11 protein-coding genes are annotated in these 18,199 nt (G+C 74.4%); 5 read left to right on the top strand and 6 right to left on the bottom strand.

The genetic code is table 11. The features are described 5' to 3' along the window. The first annotated feature begins 225 nt into the window (after window positions 1-225). Complete coding sequence (locus OO62_RS27330) at window positions 226-1,065, top strand: SDR family NAD(P)-dependent oxidoreductase (protein ID WP_033270269.1); 840 nt, start codon at window positions 226-228, stop codon at window positions 1,063-1,065. Here the strand turns inward: OO62_RS27330 and OO62_RS27325 are convergent. The 4 genes from OO62_RS27325 to OO62_RS27310 all read right to left on the bottom strand — a co-directional run bounded on the left by OO62_RS27325 (window position 1,011) and on the right by OO62_RS27310 (window position 8,051). After that, window positions 1,011-4,466: an AfsR/SARP family transcriptional regulator gene (locus OO62_RS27325; protein WP_228332560.1), complete on the bottom strand. Its 3,456-nt coding sequence runs from the start codon at window positions 4,464-4,466 to the stop codon at window positions 1,011-1,013. The genes OO62_RS27330 and OO62_RS27325 overlap by 55 nt on opposite strands. A gap of 21 nt (window positions 4,467-4,487) precedes the next feature. Next, the gene (locus OO62_RS27320) at window positions 4,488-5,738 is read right to left on the bottom strand and encodes an SAV2148 family HEPN domain-containing protein (protein ID WP_033270268.1); all 1,251 of its coding nucleotides are present in this window, start codon (window positions 5,736-5,738) and stop codon (window positions 4,488-4,490) included. A 101-nt stretch (window positions 5,739-5,839) separates the two neighbouring features. Beyond that, a complete protein-coding gene (locus OO62_RS27315) occupies window positions 5,840-7,195 on the bottom strand; it encodes a copper amine oxidase (protein WP_033270267.1) in 1,356 nt (451 codons plus the stop codon). A 46-nt stretch (window positions 7,196-7,241) separates the two neighbouring features. Further along, complete coding sequence (locus OO62_RS27310; RefSeq protein WP_106974905.1) at window positions 7,242-8,051, bottom strand: Tat pathway signal sequence domain protein; 810 nt, start codon at window positions 8,049-8,051, stop codon at window positions 7,242-7,244. Window positions 8,052-8,292: 241 nt separating this feature from the next. Between OO62_RS27310 and glgX the strand changes: the two genes are divergently transcribed. Then, entirely contained in the window at window positions 8,293-10,512 is a 2,220-nt protein-coding gene (gene glgX, locus OO62_RS27305) for a glycogen debranching protein GlgX (protein ID WP_033270265.1), read from the top strand. A gap of 88 nt (window positions 10,513-10,600) precedes the next feature. Further along, window positions 10,601-13,096, top strand: a complete 2,496-nt coding sequence (treY, locus tag OO62_RS27300) for a malto-oligosyltrehalose synthase (RefSeq protein ID WP_033270264.1) — start codon at window positions 10,601-10,603, stop codon at window positions 13,094-13,096. Window positions 13,097-13,102: 6 nt separating this feature from the next. Here the strand turns inward: treY and OO62_RS27295 are convergent, their stop codons facing one another. Next, the gene (locus OO62_RS27295; RefSeq protein ID WP_033270263.1) at window positions 13,103-13,984 is read right to left on the bottom strand and encodes a LysR family transcriptional regulator; all 882 of its coding nucleotides are present in this window, start codon (window positions 13,982-13,984) and stop codon (window positions 13,103-13,105) included. Between the two features lie 98 nt (window positions 13,985-14,082). On the opposite strand from OO62_RS27295, the gene lpdA reads away from it, so the two are divergent. Together lpdA and otr(A) are read left to right on the top strand one after the other, a co-directional pair. Then, window positions 14,083-15,501, top strand: a complete 1,419-nt coding sequence (lpdA, locus tag OO62_RS27290) for a dihydrolipoyl dehydrogenase (protein WP_033270262.1) — start codon at window positions 14,083-14,085, stop codon at window positions 15,499-15,501. Window positions 15,502-15,655: 154 nt separating this feature from the next. Then, a complete protein-coding gene (gene otr(A), locus OO62_RS27285; protein ID WP_051733642.1) occupies window positions 15,656-17,632 on the top strand; it encodes a tetracycline resistance ribosomal protection protein Otr(A) in 1,977 nt (658 codons plus the stop codon). Here the strand turns inward: otr(A) and OO62_RS27280 are convergent. Further along, a complete protein-coding gene (locus OO62_RS27280) occupies window positions 17,611-18,156 on the bottom strand; it encodes an FHA domain-containing protein (protein WP_033270261.1) in 546 nt (181 codons plus the stop codon). The two genes, otr(A) and OO62_RS27280, sit on opposite strands and share 22 nt — an antisense overlap. Window positions 18,157-18,199: the final 43 nt, after the last annotated feature.

Below are 18,199 nucleotides of genomic sequence, written 5' to 3'. Positions count from 1 at the left end.
CCCCCGGCTTCCGGCCGGGGGGACTTGCCTGCCGCGCTCGCTCATACGGCCTCCTTCGGTGGTACTTCCCCCGTCGCTCGCCACTCTCCCACGCACCACTGACAATCGACCGCGCGCCCGTCGCGGCCCGGCGACCGGCGGTACCCGGGTGCTCCGGGGAGTGTCTTTCCGACCGTGCCCCGTGTGCCCGGCCCGATCCGGACGACACCCCCTAGGCTGGCCGTCATGGACCTACGGCTGGCAGGACACGGCGCGCTGGTGACGGGCAGCAGTTCGGGTATCGGGACGACGATCGCCGAGACGCTGGCGGACGAGGGGTGCGACGTCCTCGTCCACGGCCGCGACGCCGGCGCCGCCGCGGCGGTCGCCGAACGCGTCGCCGCCCGCGGCGTACGGGCCGAAGTGGTGCTCGGCGACCTGACGGAGCCCGGAGTCGCCGAGCAGGTCGCCCTCACCGCACGGGACTTCGGCGCCCACATCCTGGTCAACAACGCCGGCCCGTTCGCCGAGCACGACTGGGACAGCGCCCAGCCGTCCGACTGGCGGGCCGCCTTCGAGGGGAACGTGCTGCCGACGGTGCGGGTCAGCCAGACGCTCCTGCCGTCGCTGCGCGCGTACGGCTGGGGCCGGGTGATCACCATCGGCAGCCGCGCCGTGCGGACCCCGCTGCCCAACATGGTGGCCTACTCCGCGGCCAAGGCCGCCGTGGTGAACATGACCACGAGCCTGGCCCGGCACCTCGCCGGGACCGGCGTCACCGCGAACTGCGTGAGCCCGGGCGTGATCGTCAGCCCGTCGATGTTCCGGATACTCCAGGGCCAGACGGACGAAAAGGACCAGGCAGACGAAGCGAACGGCGGAGCAGGCGCCGCGGGTCGGGAGGACGCGTCGGCGGACGGCCCGGACGAGGCGGAGATCGTCGCCGAGTACGCGCCCAACCCGACCGGCCGGCTGGGGCGCCCGGAGGACATCGCCTCCGCGGTCGCCTATCTGGCGAGCCCGCGCGCCGATTACGTCAACGGGATCGAACTGCGCGTCGACGGAGGGATCACGGGGACGCCGTAGGAGTCACGGGACTCCGGGACGCCGGCGGACTCACGGGGAGACCGGAGGGATCCGGGCACGCTGCCCGCGGGCTCCCCCGTCGGCTCCGCCACGTCAGCCCGCCTCCGCCTCGCCTCGTCCGTCACCTCGGCCATGTCAGTCGCTTCAGCGACCCCAGGCACGTCCGTCACCTCCGCCGCCAGGACCTCCGGGGCCACCCCGGCCCCGCTGCGGTACGCCGTTCCGAAGGCCGCCTCGCCCAGACCACGGCGCGCCGCGGCTGTGCTGCGGGCCACGTCCTCCCCCTCCGCGGCAGGCTGGGGCGCGCCGGCCGCGGCCCGCAGCGCCGCCGCGGCGCCCAACAGCCGGGCCGCGGAGACGAACCGGCCGGCCTGTGCCTGGACGCCGGCCAGGCCCTCCAGCGCCAGCGCGACCGCGCGCGGATCCCCGGTGGCGCGGGCCGCCTCGAAACCGTCCAGATGGAGCCGGCGGGCGGCCCCGGTGTCGCCCCGCAACTCGGCGACGAAGCCCAGCTCGGCCAGCGCGAACGCGGTCCCGGGGTCGCCGTCCCGTCCGCGGCACCACTCCAGCCAGGGCCGCAGGCGCGCTTCCGCCTCGTCGAGACGCCCCTCCTTCCGGGCGCCGAGGGCGAGTCCGGACTCGGCGAACATCTCGCCGCGCCGGTGGGACTGTTCCGCGGCCAGCCGCAGCCCCCGCTCGTGACAGTCCCGGGCGCGCGCCAGGTCGCCGGTCAGCAGCGCGATCCGGCCGAGGCCGGTGAGCTTGTACGACGCCTGGATCCACAGGCCGAGCTCCTGGGCGATCCGCAGTCCGTCCTCGTGGAGCCGGGCCGCCCGGGCGTAGTCGCCGGTGATCTCGGCCATCGCGCCGAGGGCATCGGCGGCCTGCAACTGGCCCCATCCGTCGCCCAGTTCGCGGAAGAGCGCGGCGCTCTCCTCGGCGTCCCGGCGGCGGGCGGCCAGGTCCCCGCGCGTCCCCTGGGCGCGGCTGCTCAAGCACGCCGCGGTGCCCCAGCGGTCGCCGAGCGCGCGGAAGGCGGCCAGCGAGCGGTCGAGCCGTGCCGCGGCGGCCGCCGGGTCGCCGAGGCCCACCTGCGCGTACCCCAGGAACCACTGGGCCCAGGCCCGCTCGCGCGGCTCGCCGTGCGCCTCGTACCGCTGGAGGACGGCGGCCGCCCGCGCCACGGGGTCGGCGTCCCCGCCCGCCAGCGAGCCCATGCCGACCTGCCAGGCGGCAGCCCGCAGCCGCCGGCCCTCCGCGACGGAACCGGCCGCCGCCTCGCCCGCCGCGAGCGCGGCCTCCAGGGAGCGGCCCGCCTCCGCGAGGCGTCCGCGCAGGAACCAGTACCAGGCCAGCGCGTTGACCAGGCGCAGCGCGCGGTCCGCGGCGCCCTCCCGGATCGAGCCGTCCAATGCGGTGCGCAGGTTCGCGGCCTCCGCGTCGAGCCTTTCCAGCCACTGCCGTTGGTCCGCTCCGTACAACAACGGTTCGGCCTGCTCGGCGAGTTCGGTGTAGTAGCGGTGGTGCCGGCGGCGTACGGCGGGCAGTTCGCCGGCCTCCGCCAGGCGCTCCAGGCAGTACGCGGCCACCGTCTCCAGGAGCCGGTAGCGCGGCCCGTGCGCGGTGCGCGCCACCGTCACCAGCGAGCGGTCCACGAGCCGGGCGAGCAGGTCCAGCACCTCGTCCTGCGGTACGCCGTCGCCCGCGCAGACCGTCTCGGCGGCCCGCAGGGTGCAGCCGTCGGCCTGGACCGCCAGCCGGCGCAGCACGGTGCGTTCGGGGGCGGGCAGCAGCTCCCAGCTCCAGTCGAGCACGGCCCGCAGGGTCTGCTGGCGGGCCGGCGCACCCCGTCGGCCGGCCCCCAGCAGCCGGAACCGGTCGTCGAGCCGGGCGTTCAGCTCCCGCACGCCGAGTGCCCGCACCCGGGTGGCGGCGAGTTCCAGGGCGAGCGGGATGCCGTCCAGCCGGCGGCAGATCTCCGCCACGACGGGCGTGACTCCCGCGTCCAGGGCGAAGGCGGGGTCGGCGGCGGTCGCCCGGGCCGCGAACAGCTCGACGGCGCCGGCGGGTTCCAGCGGCGGTACGGCCCACACCGCCTCGCCGGGCAGGCCGAGCGGTTCCCGGCTCGTCACCAGTGTCCGCAGGTGCGGTGCGGCGGCGAGGAGTGCGGCGGTGACCTCGGCGGCCGCGTCGATGACATGCTCGCAGTTGTCCAGGACGAGCAGCAGGCGTTTGCCGCGCACCGCACCGGTGAGGCGTTCGGCGACCGGGCCGCCCGCGGCGCCCTCGCGGATGCCGAGGACGGCGAGCACCGTCTCGGCCAGTTCGGCGGCGGTGCAGCGGGTGTCCCGGCCACGCGCGGGGTCGTCCGGGCGGCTCAGCGCGCCGAGTTCGACGAGCCAGACGCCGTCCGGGAAGGTGTCGCCCAGCCGGCCCGCGGTCTCCAGGGCGAGCCGGGTCTTGCCGACGCCACCGGGGCCGGTGAGCGTCAGCAGGCGGTGGTCCGAGAGGGATTGCTCGACCTGGCGTACCGCGTCCTGGCGGCCGAGGAGTGCGGTGAGCGGGGCGGGGAGGTTGGTACGGGGGCGGGCAGGCGCGGTGCCGACCGCCACCTGCGCGCGCCCCGCGTCCCGTGTCACGGCCCCGCCGCCCGGCTCCCAGGGCTCCTGGCGCAGGATCGCGCGGTGCGCCGCGGCGAGCTCCGGTCCGGGGTCGACGCCCAGTTCCTCGGCGAGCAGGGCCCGGATCTCGCCGTATGCGGTCAGCGCCTCGCTCTGCCGGCCGGCCCGGTACAGCGCGGTCAGCTGAAGGGCGCGCAGTCGTTCGCGCAGCGGGTGCCGGGCCACCAGGCCGGCCAGTTCAGCGGCCAGCGGGGCGTGTTCGCCCAGTTCCAGGCGGGCCGCGGCCCGCTCCTCCAGTGCCGTCAGCCGCTGTTCCTCCAGGCTCTCGGCCACCGGGCGGATCAGATCGCCGTCCGCGAAGCCGGCGAACGCCGGGCCGTGCCACAGGTCCAGGGCCGCGCCGAGCAGACCGGCCCGCTCCTGCGCGCCGGCGGCGGCGTGGGCGCGCGCGGTGAGGGCGGTGAAGCGGCCGGCGTCCAGGGCGTCGGCGGCGACGTCCAGGCGGTAGCCGGGCGGGGCGGTCACGACCAGCTTGCGGGCGCCGGGCTCGGCCGTGTCCAGGGCGCGGCGGAGCTGGGAGACCTTGCTCTGGAGGGAGGCGGTCGGGTTGGCGGGCGGACGCGCGCCCCAGAGGTGCTCGACGAGCCGGTCCGCGGACACCGGGCGCCCGTGGTGCGCGAGGAGTGCGGCGAGCAGCGCCCGTACCTTCTTCTCCGGGACGGGGGCGGAGCGGCCGTCGGCGGACCGCACCTCCAGCGGGGCGAGCACGCGGAATTGCATACGCACAACCGTACGAGGTGGTCAGGAAACCGGCCGGGAATCCGCCCAGATGCCTTCGAACTCCTCGCGGTAGGTCTCGAACAGCCCGTGGTCGCCGTCGCGGCCGTCCCGGGCGTCCTGGCGGACGACCTCGCGGGCGCCGCCGCGCAGGACGAGGACCGGGGACTCCATCCCGCGGCTCTTGCGGAGGTAGGACTGGACGACGGCTATGCCGTCGGGGCCGTCGCCGTCGACGAGGTAGGCGGTGAAGCGCGGGGTCTCGTCGAAGACCTGGATCTCGAAGGCGCCGGGGTCGCGCAGCCGGGCCCGCACCCGCCGCATGTGCAGGATGTTCATCTCGATGGAGCGGCTCATCTCGCCCTTCTTCAGGCCGATTTCGCGCTCCCGGCGGCGGACCGCGCTGCTGGCGGGGTTGAGGAAGAGCAGCCGGACCCGGCAGCCGGTTTCGGCGAGCCGGACCAGCCGGCGGCCGGAGTAGTTCTGCACGAGGAGGTTGAGGCCGATGCCGACGGCGTCGAGGCGGCGGGCGCCGCCGAAGAGGTCCTCGGCGGGGAGCTGGCGCTGCAGCCGTACCCGGTCGGGGTGGACCCCGATGACGTCGGCGTAGCGGTCGCCGACCAGGTCCTCGACCGCGTCGATGGGCAGCCGCCCGGAGATCCGGGTGCCGATGCCGGAGCCGAGGATGTCCAGGAGGCGGGCGGAGGCGCGCTCGGCCTGGGCGAGGACGGTCTCGGACAGCGCGCGGTTGCGGGAGACGATGTTGCGGGCGACCTCCAGCTCGTCGAGGGCCAGCTCGACCTCGCGGCGGTCGTCGAAGTACGGCTCGAAGCAGGGCCAGTGCTGGACCATCAGTTCGCGCAGTTGCGGCAGCGTCAGAAAGCTGACGATGTTGTCGTCGGCGGGGTCGAGGAGGTAGCCCTTGCGCCGGCTGACCTCGCGTACGGCGACGGCGCGCTGCACCCACTCCTGTCCGGCGGGGCCGGCCGCGGCGATCACCCATTCGTCGCCGTGCACCGGCTCGTAGATCGGCCGCAGGACGGCCGCGACCACGGCGCGCAGCCGCTGCTCGACGAGATTCAGCCAGATGTAGGCGCGGCCGGCCCGACGGGCACGGGTACGCACCTCGCTCCAGGCGTCGGCGCCCCAGTCCAGCTCCGCCCCGATCTCCAGCGGTCGCGCCAGGGACACCGCGCCGGGCGGTGCGTCGACGGAGCCGCCCTCATGGCCCTCATGACTCTCGTCACCAGGGGGCAACTCCAGCCCGCCGCTCACCTGCCACCGCCTTCCGAACCCCCGTGCCCAACGATCAAGGCAGACTACTGCGGTGCGGGAGGCGGTGCAGCAGGATGGGTCGAGTCGTCTACCAACTCCCCTTATTCATAGTGCCCGTTGTGACCGGTCAGCGCGGGCGGAGTGAGCGGATTCATAGCCGTGACGTCGCGCGGCACCAGTTGGAAGCCCTGCCAGTGGACGGGCATCGGCTCCTGGTCCTCGTCCCTGGCGATGTGGTGGAACCCGATGTTGACCCACGCGATGGGGTGTTTGAGCGGCTGGCCGTTGACCCAGCGGTCGACGCTTCTGCCGGTGCCCGCACCGCAGTTGGCCAGGTTGTTACTGGCGAACTGCTCGCACTTGTTGTACTCGGTGACATACACGTCGTGCTTGGTGTAGCCGCGGCCGCCGTACTTGCTGGTGTGGCCGGGAACGATCTCGTACGAGCGCGGATGCCCGTCCCTGTTCTTGCCGGTGGCGCTCACCACCCGCCACCAGCGCATCGGCCCGGCGTCTCCGGCCAGTTCCTTGGTGACCGGGGTGCGGGTGGTGCGGATGGTCGGGGTGCCACCGCCGGAGCGGGTGGTGAGGGTGGAGTCGAACTGCTCGAACTTGTTGGCGGACGAGCCGTCCAGGCCGAAGTTCAGCCGCCAGAAGACGTTGTGGCTGTGGCTGGTCGCGTAGTCCTTGGCCCCCTTGCCGAGTGGCATGCCGCGGCCGTCGCCGGCGTCGTAGTCGTTGGGCGAGACGGTGCCGGTGGCGCCGACCTGGAAGGTCATGGTGCCGTCGCCGGAGAACCGCCATTCGGTGATGTATTCGTACCAGCCCACCTTGTTGACGGTGTAGAGCAGCAGGTCCTTGCCCTGGAGCTGGTAGGTCTTGGTGTCGCTGCCGGGGAACGCGCCCATCCGGTAGGCGTGGCCGCGGGCACGGGTGGTCGCGCACAGGCCGCTGACGTCGGGGTGCGCGGAGTCCCAGGCGCCGGGCACCCGGACGGTCTTGATGGTGCCGCCAGGGCATTCGGCGGGGTCGAGCCGCTGGAGGCCCTGGGCGAAGCCCTGGCCGGTGAGGTCGTCGTACTCGGTCCTGCCGTCGTCGTAGGGGACGTGGATCTGGGCGAGCTTGGCGGTGGTGAGCACCTTGATGGGAACGCGTTCGCCCTTGGGCTGGTACGAGACGTCGTCCAGGACGAGGCCGGCGTTGCCCTCGTAGTGCCAGCACATCCGCCAGACGGTGCCGCCGTCGAGCGTCTGGGTGACGCGGTAGGCGGGGCTGCAGGCGGGTGCCGGGGCGGGCGCGGCGGTGGTTTCCGGGGCGGCCTGGGCGGCCGGACCGGTGGCCAGGGCGCCGGCGGCGAGCAGCAGCGGGACGGCGAGGAGGGCTGCGGCGCGGCGGTACGGGCGGCGGGGGGTCTTTCCCCGGCGGGGAAGGGCGCCGGTGGTGCGTGGTGCGGACATCGGGGCGGCTCCCGGTCGAAGGAGGGGCGGTGGGGGCGGGCGCGCGTCAGCCCAGTCGGGAGACGGTGCGCGCGCTGAGGTCGATGACGAAGCGGCGGGTGTCGATCCAGCGGCCGCCGGTGACCTGGGTGAAGAGGCGGACGCAGCGGTGCTCCCCGCAGGCGGCGAGGGCGCCCGGCACGGCGCCTTCCGCGCGGCCCCGGTAGACGAAGCCGGTGACGGTGAGGGGTTCGGGCCCGGTGAGGTCGCGGCCGGTGGCGTCCCGGTAGTCCTGCCGCAGCCCGGCGCCGAGCGGCGCGGCGATCAGCAGCCGGGCGGCCTCGACGGCCTCGTCGTGGCCCGGCGGCGGCTGGACGCCGTGCTGGACATCCGTGGCCTCCACCTTCGAGGTGGTGAGGTTGACCGTCGTACGGACGTAGCCGTCGCCGCGGTAGTCGTAGAAGGAGACGACGGCCCGGCGCGGCGGTTCGGCCGACCCTGCCTCCGACGGGTCGGGTTCGGCCAGATCGGTGGTGAGCGGCTCGGGCCCGGGTCTGCCGGTGACGTCCCGGGCGGCGGCGCGCGGGGCGCGCGGCAGCGCCAGGTCCCGGGCGCGGCGCAGCTCGTCGTCGGTGAGCGGGTCCCGCCCCCGGCCGCGCGCCCCCTGGGCCCGGGCCTTCTCGACGACGGCGGGCGGCGGCTGCCCGGGGTCGCGGCCCGCCGCGGAGGCGCCGGCCGCGGCGGGCCGGCCGCCCGCGGGGCCGGTGGCGCCGGCGCCCGCGGGCAAGGTGATCGCGGCCATCGCGGCGGTGCCGGTCAGGGCCAGCGCGGCGCCCGCCACGAGCTTGCCGAGGTGGCGGTGCATCAGTCGGTGCACGGTTCCCCCCTGCTGTCACTGAGCGTGACACGCATCTCGGATCCCCCGTGGGTCCCCCAATGGGACGACCTGTAGGACGATCCGACATGGCGACAGGTTGCCCACCATTCAGCGGAGATCTCGCGAAAAGCCCGCCGTGTGCGACAAGTTGCGACAAGTTGGGGAAGGATTTCCCTTCGGTCCGCGGACGTGTGTCGTGGAGTCGCCGCAGCGCCCGACGAGAAAGTGGAAGAGTCTACGCATGCAGGTCTGGCCGGGACAGATGTATCCGCTGGGTGCCACCTATGACGGGGCGGGCACCAACTTCGCGGTGTTCTCCGAAGCCGCGAAGCGTATCGAACTGTGTCTGCTGCACGACGACGGTTCGGAGACCGCCGTCGAGCTGCGCGAGAGTGACGCCTTCGTGCGGCACGCCTACCTTCCGGGGGTGATGCCCGGGCAGCGTTACGGCTTCCGGGTGCACGGACCCTACGAGCCGCAGCGGGGCCACCGCTGCAACTCCGCGAAGCTGCTGCTCGACCCGTACGCCCGGGCCGTGAGCGGGGTGATCGACTGGGACGAGGCGGTGTACGGCTACCACTTCGGACGGCCCGAGGTGCGCAACGACCTGGACTCGGCGCCGCACACCATGGCGTCGGTCGTGGTCAATCCGTACTTCGACTGGGGCGACGACCGCCCGCCGCGCACCGCGTACCACGAGACGGTGCTCTACGAGGCCCATGTGAAGGGCCTGACGATGCGCCATCCGGAGCTGCCCGAGGAGCTGCGCGGCACCTACGCGGGGCTGGCGCATCCGGCGATCATCGACCATCTGACGAAGCTCGGGGTGACCGCCCTGGAGCTGATGCCGGTGCACCAGTTCGTCCAGGACCACCGGCTGGTGGACGCGGGGCTGACGAACTACTGGGGCTACAACACCATCGGGTTCTTCGCCCCGCACAACGCCTACGCCTCCTGGGGCGACCGCGGTCAGCAGGTGCTGGAGTTCAAGACGGCGGTGCGGGCGCTGCACCAGGCCGGTATCGAGGTGATCCTCGACGTGGTCTACAACCACACGGCGGAGGGCAGCCACCTGGGCCCCACGCTGTCCTTCCGGGGTCTGGACAACGCCTCCTACTACCGGCTGTCGGAGGACCGGCAGTACTACATGGACACCACCGGCACCGGCAACTCGCTGCTGATGCGCAGCCCGCACGTGCTCCAGCTGGTGATGGACTCGCTGCGTTACTGGGTGCAGGAGATGCGGGTGGACGGCTTCCGCTTCGACCTGGCGGCGACACTGGCCCGGCAGTTCCACGAGGTGGACCGGCTGTCGTCGTTCTTCGACCTGGTGCACCAGGACCCGGTCGTCAGCCAGGTCAAGCTGATCGCCGAGCCGTGGGACGTCGGTGAGGGCGGCTACCAGGTGGGCAACTTCCCGCCGCTGTGGACCGAGTGGAACGGCAAGTACCGGGACACCGTGCGGGACCTGTGGCGGGGGGAGCCGCGCACCCTGGCGGAGTTCGGGTCCCGGCTGACGGGGTCGTCGGACCTCTATCAGGAGGACGGGCGGCGGCCGCTGGCCTCGGTGAACTTCGTGACCTGCCACGACGGCTTCACCCTGCACGACCTCGTCGCGTACAACGACAAGCACAACGAGGCCAACGGCGAGGACAACCGTGACGGGGAGCGGCACAACCGGTCCTGGAACTGCGGTGCGGAGGGACCGACCGACGATCCCTCGGTGCGGCGGCTGCGGGCCCGGCAGATGCGGAACTTCCTCGCCACGCTGATGCTGTCGCAGGGCGTGCCGATGCTCAGTCACGGCGACGAGTTCGGGCGCACCCAGGGCGGCAACAACAACGCCTACTGCCAGGACAACGAGCTGTCGTGGGTGCGCTGGCCGGAGCCCGGCGAACCGTCGGGCGGCGCGTCGTACGAGGCCGACGGTCCCGACGGGCCGTACGCGGAGGACGACGACACGGCGGACGGGGGGTGGGAGGCTCCCGACGCGGACGAGGAGCAGCTGGCGCTGCTGGAGTTCGTACGGCAGATGGTGTGGCTGCGGCGCGACCATCCGGTGTTCCGGCGCCGGCGGTTCTTCCAGGGCCATCCGATGGAGGGCACCAGGGACGAGCTGTCGGACATCGCGTGGTTCACGGCCGGCGGCGGGGAGATGGGGCCGCGCGACTGGCAGTCGGTGCACGCCAAGTCCCTGACGGTCTTCCTGAACGGCAGCTCGATCTCCGAGCCGGGCCCGCGCGGCGAACCGGTCACCGACGACTCGTTCCTGCTGATGTTCAACGCCCATGACCAGGACAAGGAGTTCATCGTTCCCGAGCACCTGGGCCGTCAGTGGCAGGTCGTGGTGGACACCGACCGGCCGCAGGCCGTGGCCGACGGCGGCGGCGCCAAGGTCAAGGCCGGCGACCGGCTGACGCTGATCGGGCGCAGCCTGCTGGTGCTCCAGCGGCCGGCGTAGCGGCGGGGGTCCGGGTGGCGGGACGGTGCGGAGGATCGGTACGGCGGCCGATGACGAAACGGCCCGCCGACGGGGTACGGGTGTTCCCATGACGCAGCCCTCGAGTCCGTCGCCGACCGCCACCTACCGGCTGCAGCTCCAGCCGGACTTCCCGTTCGCCGCGGCCGAGCGGGCGGTCCCCCATCTGGCCGAGCTGGGCGTGTCGCACCTGCACCTCTCGCCGGTGCTGGAGTCGGTGCCCGGCTCCACGCACGGCTACGACGTGGTCGACCACACGGCGGTACGGGCCGAGCTGGGCGGTGAGCGGGGCCTGCGGCAGCTGGCGGCGACGGCCCGGGCACACGGCCTCGGGCTGGTCGTCGACCTCGTGCCGAACCACATGGCGGTGCCGCAGCCGGCCGGGCTGAACGGGCCGCTGTGGGAGGTGCTGCGCGACGGCCCGGCCTCCCCGTACGCCCGGTGGTTCGACATCGACTGGGACGGCGGGCACGACGGGCGGCTGCTGCTGCCGGTGCTGGGCGGGCCGCTCGGCGACGAGCTGCCGCACTTCGTCGTGGCGGCCGGCGACGGGGTGCTGCGCTATCACGACCACGCCTTCCCGCTGCGCCCCGGTACCGAGGAGCTGCCGCTGCCGCGCCTCCTCGCGTCCCAGTGGTACCGCCTCGCCTGGTGGCGGCTGGCCCGCAGCGAGCTGAACTACCGCCGCTTCTTCACCATTTCGGAGCTGATCGGGGTGCGCGTCGAGGACCCCGAGGTCTTCGACGCGACGCACCGCACGGTGCTGCGGCTGGTCCGTGACGGGGTCATCGACGGGCTGCGCATCGACCACCCCGACGGGCTGGTGGATCCCGGCGGCTATCTGGCCCGGCTGCACGAGGGCACCGGCGGCCGCTGGACCGTCGTCGAGAAGATCCTCACCGGCGACGAGCGGCTTCCCGCGAGCTGGGCGTGCGCGGGCACGACCGGCTACGACGCGCTGCGGCACATCGACGGCCTGTTCGTCTGCCCCCAGGGCTCCGGGCGGCTCTTCTCCCACTACCGGGACTTCGTCACCCCGCTGGCCGACGAGGGCGGCGACTGGGAGGAGACGGTGCGCCGGGCCGCGTACGAGGTCGTCACGCACGATCTGGCCGCGGAGGTCGAGCGGCTGGTGCGGACCGCGGCGCGGATCAGCGGGCGCGCCCCGCGGCCGGGCGACCACGCGCCCTGGGCGCTGCGGCAGGCGCTCCGCGAGCTGCTGGTGCGGCTGCCGGTCTACCGGCCGTACGCCGCCGACGCGACGCGGGCGGCGACGGACGCGGCGATGCTGGGCCGGGCCGCGACGGGGGCCCGCGGCGCGTTCCGGGTACCGGAGGAGGCACGGGCGGTGGATCTGATCCACGATCTGGCGCTCGGCCGGTGCCCGGACGAGCCGGACGGCGACGGCGGGCACGGCGACACGCCGGACGCGGCGGACCGCGCCGACCGCGCGGACTTCGCGGCCCGCTTCGCCCAGACCGCCTCCGCCCTGCACGCCAAGTCCGTGGAGGACACCGCCTTCTACCGCTATCCGGTGCTGCTGTCGGCCTGCGAGGTCGGCGGCGATCCCGGGGAGCCGGCGCTCGGGCCGGACGCCTTCCACGCGTACTGCGCCCGGGTGCAGCGGGACTGGCCGACGACGGGCACGGTGCTGTCCACGCACGACACCAAGCGCAGCGCCGATGTGCGGGCGCGGATCGCGGTGCTGTCGGAGTGCCCGGACCGCTGGCGCGATGTGCTGGGGTCGATGGCCGAGGCGGCGGTGTGCGGGGTCGGGAGCGGGGTGGACGGCGCGGGTCCGGCGGACCCGATGGTGTCCTGGCTGGCCTGGCAGACCGCCTTCGGCCTGGGCGCCCCGGCCGGCGGGGCGGGCGCGGAACGGGTGGCGCCCGCGGTCCTCAAGGCGGCGCGGGAAGCCGGGCTGCGCACGTCGTGGACGGAGCCGCGCGCGGACTACGAGGAGGCGGTGACGGAGTTCGTGCACAGCGGGCCCTGCGGTCCGCTCGGCGCGCCGCTGGCCGCGCTGGACGCCGAGCTGGCCCCGTTCGTCCGCGCCAATGTGCTGGGCGCCGCGCTGCTGCACCTGACCATGCCGGGCGTCCCCGACCTCTACCAGGGCAGCGAACGCCTCCACACGGCGCTGGTCGACCCGGACAACCGCGCACCCGCGCGCTTCCGGCCGGAACTGCTCGCCGAGCTCGACGGCGGCGCCGCGCCGCTCGATCTGTCCGCCGAGAAGCTGCGGCTGACGGCCACCGCGCTGCGGCTGCGGCGCCGTCGTCCGGAGTGGTTCGGGGCCGCCGCGTCGTACGAGCCGGTGCGGGCCGAGGGGCCGGCGGCCGACCACTGCGTGGCGTTCTGCCGCAGCGGGCGGGTGGTGACGGTGCTGACCCGGCTCTCGCTGCGGCTGGTGGAGACCGGCGGCTGGTGGGACACCGGACTGCGGCTGCCGCCGGGCGGGCCCTGGCGCGAGCTGCTGACCGGGCGTGAGGTGCCGGGCGGTGCGCTGGTGGGGCTGAGCGAGCTGCTGGCGGACGCGCCGGTGGCGCTGTTCGCTGCCGAGTGAGGCCGGTCAGCCGGCGTCCGGGCCCGCACCGCCCCGCAGCAGCTCGGTGAACTCCGCGGCCGCGCCGGTCAGTTCAAGGCGGGAGAAGACCGTGATGTCGCGGCGCCACGGCGGGTCGGTGGGCACGGCCGCACAGTCCAGACCGGTGAGTTCGTGGGCCGCGGTGAGCAGGACACCGACGCCCGCGGACGCCATCCGGACGGCGGTGGAGCTGTGCTGGGTGCGGACGGCGGTCCGCGGGGTGAAGCCCACCCGCTCGCACTCCCGGTCCAGCCAGCGTCGCCCCTCGACCACCGGCTCCAGGCTGCAGCGCACCCACGAGCGGTCCGCCAGCTCCGCCAGCCGCACCGACTCCCGCCCCGCGAGCGGATCGCCGTGCGGCACTACCAGCACGATCCGTTCCCGGCCGACGACGGTGACCGGGCCCTGCCAGCCCTCGGGGCGCGGGCCGAGCGCCAGGTCCGCGACGCCGCGCGTCATGTGCTCGTGGAGCTCCTCGGTGGTGGCGTACTCGTGGAGCACCAGCCGTACGCCGGGGTGCTCGCGGACCCAGCGCGCGCAGACCTGCGGCAGCACCCCGATCGCGTGGGCGTGCACGGTGGCGAGGTGCAGTTCACCGCTCTGCGCGCCGCCCGCGGCCAGCGCGGCGCGCCGGGCCTGCCGGGCGCTGCGGACGGCGAGTTCGGCGTGCGGGAAGTAGGCCCGGCCCATCGGGGTCAGGCGCACCCCGCGGGTCATCCGCTCCAGCAGCGGCCCGCCGACCTCCCGTTCCAGCGCCTTGATCTGGTGGGAGAGCGCGGACTGGGTGACGTGCAGGGCCTCGGCGGCGCGGGTGAAGGACTCCTCCTCGACGACCGCGACCAGGTACTCCATCTGCCGAAGACTCATCCCCGCCCCCTGTTCGTCTGCGCCATGCACCCTACTCATGGGAGGGAGAGAAAACTTGCCTTGGACTCATCACCGCAGGTGGGACGAGGCTTGGGCGCATGAACGAAACAGACGTGATCATCATCGGCGGCGGCACCGGTGGCTACGGCACGGCGCTGCGTGCCGCCTCCCTTGGCCTGCGCGTGGTCCTGGCCGAACGCGCTCTGGTCGGCGGCACCTGTCTGCACCGCGGCTGCATCCCCAGCAAGGCCATGCTGCACGCGGCCGAGCTGGTGGACGGCATCGCCGAGGCCCGTGAGCGGTGGGGGGTGAAGGCCACGCTGGACTCCGTCGACTGGTCCGCCCTGGTGGCCACCCGGGACGCCATCGTCGCCCGCAACCACCAGGGCGTGACCGGCCGGCTGGCCGCGGCTGGTGTGCGGGTCGTGCACGGTACGGCCCGGCTGACCGGCCCCCGTACGGTCGTCATCGAGGGCGCCGGTCCCTTCACCGCCCGGCGCGGCATCGTGCTGGCCACCGGCTCGCGGCCGCGGATGCTGCCGGGGCTCACCGCCGGGGGCCCGGTGGTCACCAGTGACGACGCGCTCTTCGCCGCCGAACTCCCGCGGTCGGTCCTGGTGTTGGGCGGCGGGGCGATCGGCGTCGAGTACGCGTCCTTCCACCGCTCCATGGGCGCCGAGGTGACCCTCGTCGAGGCCGCGGACCGGCTGCTCCCGCTGGAGGACGCGGACGTCAGCCGCCACCTGGCGCGCGGGCTGAAGAAGCGCGGCATCACGGTTCGTACGGGCGCGACGCTCACCGGCGCCGAGGTGCTGGACGACGGGGTGCGGGCCACGGTCCGCACCGCCGCCGGCGCGGAGACGGTGATCGGGGCCGAGCGGCTGCTGGTCGCGGTGGGCCGGGTCCCGGTGACCGACGGGCTGGACCTGGCGGCCGCCGGGCTGGCCACCGACCCGCGCGGTTTCCTGCCGCCCGCCGACTGGTCCCGGCTGGAGACCGCCGTTCCCGGCATCCATGTGGTCGGTGACCTGCTGCCGCCGCCCTCGCTCGGGCTGGCCCACGCGTCCTTCGCGGAGGGCCTGTTGGTCGCCGAGACGCTCGCCGGGATCCCGTCCCGCCCGGTGGACTACGCGACCGTGCCCAGGGTGACGTACTCCGCGCCGCAGACCGCCGCCGTCGGGCTGACGGAGGCCGAGGCGCGGGCCCGCGGCCTGGACGTCAGGGTCAACTCGCTGCCGCTGACGGCCGTCGCGAAGGGGATGGTCCACGGGCAGGGCGGCCTGGTGAAGGCGGTGGTGGCGGCGGACGGCGCGGGTGGCGAGGCCACCGGGGCCGTCCTGGGTGTCCACCTCGTGGGCCCGCACGTCTCGGAGCTGATCGCCGAGAGCCAGCTGATGGTGGCCTGGGACGCCGAACCCCTCGACGTCGCGCAGCACATCCACCCCCACCCGACCCTCTCGGAAGCGGTGGGCGAGACCTTTCTGACCCTGGCGGGCCGGGGGCTGCACCAGCACTGACACCGCTGCCCGGGTAATTCGGTTGCGGTACCGCGCGGGTCTGCGACCATGGCGCCGTACCCACGACCCACTGCTCAGGAGCACGGAATGCGCGGATTCCTCGGAACGACCCAGCGCCCCTACCGGACGTCAGTTCTCGAGGACTCACTCACCCATGCGCATCCGTCACACCCTCAATATCGGGATTCTCGCCCACGTCGACGCGGGTAAGACCAGCCTCACCGAGCGGCTGCTGTTCGACACCGGCACCATCGGCCGGCTCGGCAGCGTCGACTCCGGTGACACCTGCACCGACACCGGCGCGCTGGAGCGGCAGCGCGGCATCACCATCCGCTCGGCCGTCGCCTCCTTCACCGTCGGCGACGTCCAGGTAAATCTCCTCGACACCCCCGGCCACTCCGACTTCATCGCCGAGGTCGAACGCGCCCTGGGGGTGCTCGACGGCGCCGTGCTGCTGCTGTCCGCGGTGGAGGGCGTCCAGGCCAGGACCAGGGTGCTGATGAAGACCCTGCGGCGACTGCGGCTGCCCACCCTGCTCTTCGTCAACAAGATCGACCGGGCCGGCGCCCGGGGCGAGGAGCTGGTCCGCGACATCCACCGCCTGCTGGCGCCCACCGCCGTCCCGATGACGTCGGTGACCGGCCTCGGCACCCCGCAGGCCCGCTCGGTGCCGTACGACCTGACGGAGCCGCGGGTCCGCGAGCGGATCGCCGAAGCGGTGGCCGAGGTCGACGAGTCCGTACTCGCCCTGCTGGTGGACGGGCCGCCCGAGGGGCCGGGGCGGGAGCCGGAAGGCGGCGCGCCGCTGACCGCGGAGCGGCTGGCCGCGGCGCTGGCCGCCCGGACGGCCGACGGTTCGCTGCACCCGCTGTACTTCGGTTCGGCGCTCGCCGGCCAGGGCGTCGGCCCACTCATCGAGGGGATGGTGCGGCTGATCCCGCCGGCCCCGGCCGCCCCGGGCGGTCCGCCGCGCGGCACGGTCTTCGCCGTGCACCAGCCACCGAAGGGCGAGCGCAGGGCCTTTCTCCGGCTCTTCGGCGGCGAGTTGCGGCCCCGCCAGCAGATCGAGTGGCACCGCCCCGGCGCCCCGGCCGACGCGCGCGGGCCGCTGACCGGCCGGATCACCGCACTCGACGTCGTCGGCCGGGCACCCGGCGAGGACGGGCCCCTCACGCCCGGCAACATCGCGGTGCTCCGCGGGCTGCCCGGCATCCGTACCGGGGACCGCCTCGGCCCGCCGGGCGACGACACCGGCGCCGCCGAGCTGTTCGCCTCCCCCACGCTGGAGACCGTCGTCCGGGCCGACGACCCGGCGCGGTCCGCCGCGCTGCGCGCCGCGCTGCTGGCCCTCGCCGACCAGGACCCGCTGCTCCAGGTCCGCCCGGCGCCCGACGGCGCGACGTCGGTGCTGCTGCACGGCGAGGTGCAGAAGGAGATCATCGCGGCCACCCTGCACGACGACTACGGCATCGCGGCCGGGTTCGCGCCGAGCCGGGTGCTGTGCGTCGAGCGGCCGCGCGGCACCGGCGAGGCATGCCACGAGATCGAGGGGCGCCGGCACGTCGGGGAGTGGGCCACGGTCGGGTTGCGGGTCGAGCCGGGCGCCCACGGCTCCGGCCCGGTCTTCACCTACGAGACCGAACTGGGCGCCCTGCCGCACGGCTTCCACCAGGCCATCGAGGAGTCCGTGCAGGCCACCCTGCGACGGGGCCCGCGCGGCCGGGCGGTGACCGACTGCCGGGTGGTGCTGACGCGTTCCGGCTTCGTCGGGCCGCTCAGCACCGCCGGGCACTTCCGCGCGATCACGCCCGTGGTGCTGCTGCAGGCCCTGGAACGGGCCGGCACCCAGGTCTACGAGCCCTGCCACGCCTTCGAGGCGGAGATCCCGGTCAGCGCGCTGGCGGCGGTGACCGCCCGGCTGGGCGCGCTGGGCGCGGAGCTGTCCGACACCTCCGGCGGCCTGCGGTCCTGGCTGGTGAGCGGGGTGATTCCGGCGCGTCAGGCGGGCCCGGCCGAGGCGGCGTTGCCGGGCCTGACGCACGGGGAAGGGGTGTGGATGTCGTATCCGTCGGGCGACCGGCCGGTGCCGGCCGGGCACGAGGAGGCGCCTCAGCGCTCCGTCAGGACGTAGTCCACCCGGCCGAAGGTGATGTGGTCGCCGGGGCCGACGGGGACCTCGCCGACCACCCGGCGGCCGTTGACGCAGGTGCCGTTGGTGGAGCCGAGGTCGCGCAGCATCCAGCCCTTGCCGTCGCTGCGGAGTTCGGCGTGGGCGCGGGAGACCGTCTCGTGGTTGAGCCGGAGGCCCACGCCGGGGGCGCGCCCTATGAGCAGCGGGAGGGGCCCGGGCTCCGGCAGCAGGAGCTTGGGCAGCCGCTCCATGCGCCAGGCCCGGCGCACCCGGAGGTTGAACGCCGACGCCCGGCCGACCATCCGCAGCAGCAGCCCCTGGACCTTGCCGCGGCTCTCCAAGTCGGCCGTCGCCAGGTCGAGTTCGGAGTGCTGCTGGGCGGTGAGGACGAGTTCCATGCGCCGCAGGAAGGTGTCCTGGGAGAGCCGTCCCTGTGCCGCGCCGTCGCGCAGCAGGTCGAGGGCGCGTTCCCGGTCGGCATCGGACGGACGCGCCGGCCGCGCGGGGAACTCGAGCGAAGTCATGCGGTGATTGTCCGGCCGGCGCGAGCCGCTGTCCAGGCGATGC

Source organism: Streptomyces lydicus (assembly GCF_000717345.1).
Classification (GTDB): domain Bacteria; phylum Actinomycetota; class Actinomycetes; order Streptomycetales; family Streptomycetaceae; genus Streptomyces; species Streptomyces lydicus.
This window is presented reverse-complemented; position numbering and strand designations above follow the sequence as displayed.

Bases quoted from the DNA above. Each gene is read 5' to 3' on its own strand.
- OO62_RS27330 (WP_033270269.1), top strand. From the start codon at position 226: ATGGACCTACGGCTGGCAGGACACGGCGCGCTGGTGACGGGCAGCAGT.
- OO62_RS27325 (WP_228332560.1), bottom strand. From the start codon at position 4,466: ATGCAATTCCGCGTGCTCGCCCCGCTGGAGGTGCGGTCCGCCGACGGC.
- OO62_RS27315 (WP_033270267.1), bottom strand. From the start codon at position 7,195: ATGTCCGCACCACGCACCACCGGCGCCCTTCCCCGCCGGGGAAAGACC.
- glgX (WP_033270265.1), top strand. From the start codon at position 8,293: ATGCAGGTCTGGCCGGGACAGATGTATCCGCTGGGTGCCACCTATGAC.
- treY (WP_033270264.1), top strand. From the start codon at position 10,601: ATGACGCAGCCCTCGAGTCCGTCGCCGACCGCCACCTACCGGCTGCAG.
- OO62_RS27295 (WP_033270263.1), bottom strand. From the start codon at position 13,984: ATGAGTCTTCGGCAGATGGAGTACCTGGTCGCGGTCGTCGAGGAGGAG.
- lpdA (WP_033270262.1), top strand. From the start codon at position 14,083: ATGAACGAAACAGACGTGATCATCATCGGCGGCGGCACCGGTGGCTAC.
- OO62_RS27280 (WP_033270261.1), bottom strand. From the start codon at position 18,156: ATGACTTCGCTCGAGTTCCCCGCGCGGCCGGCGCGTCCGTCCGATGCC.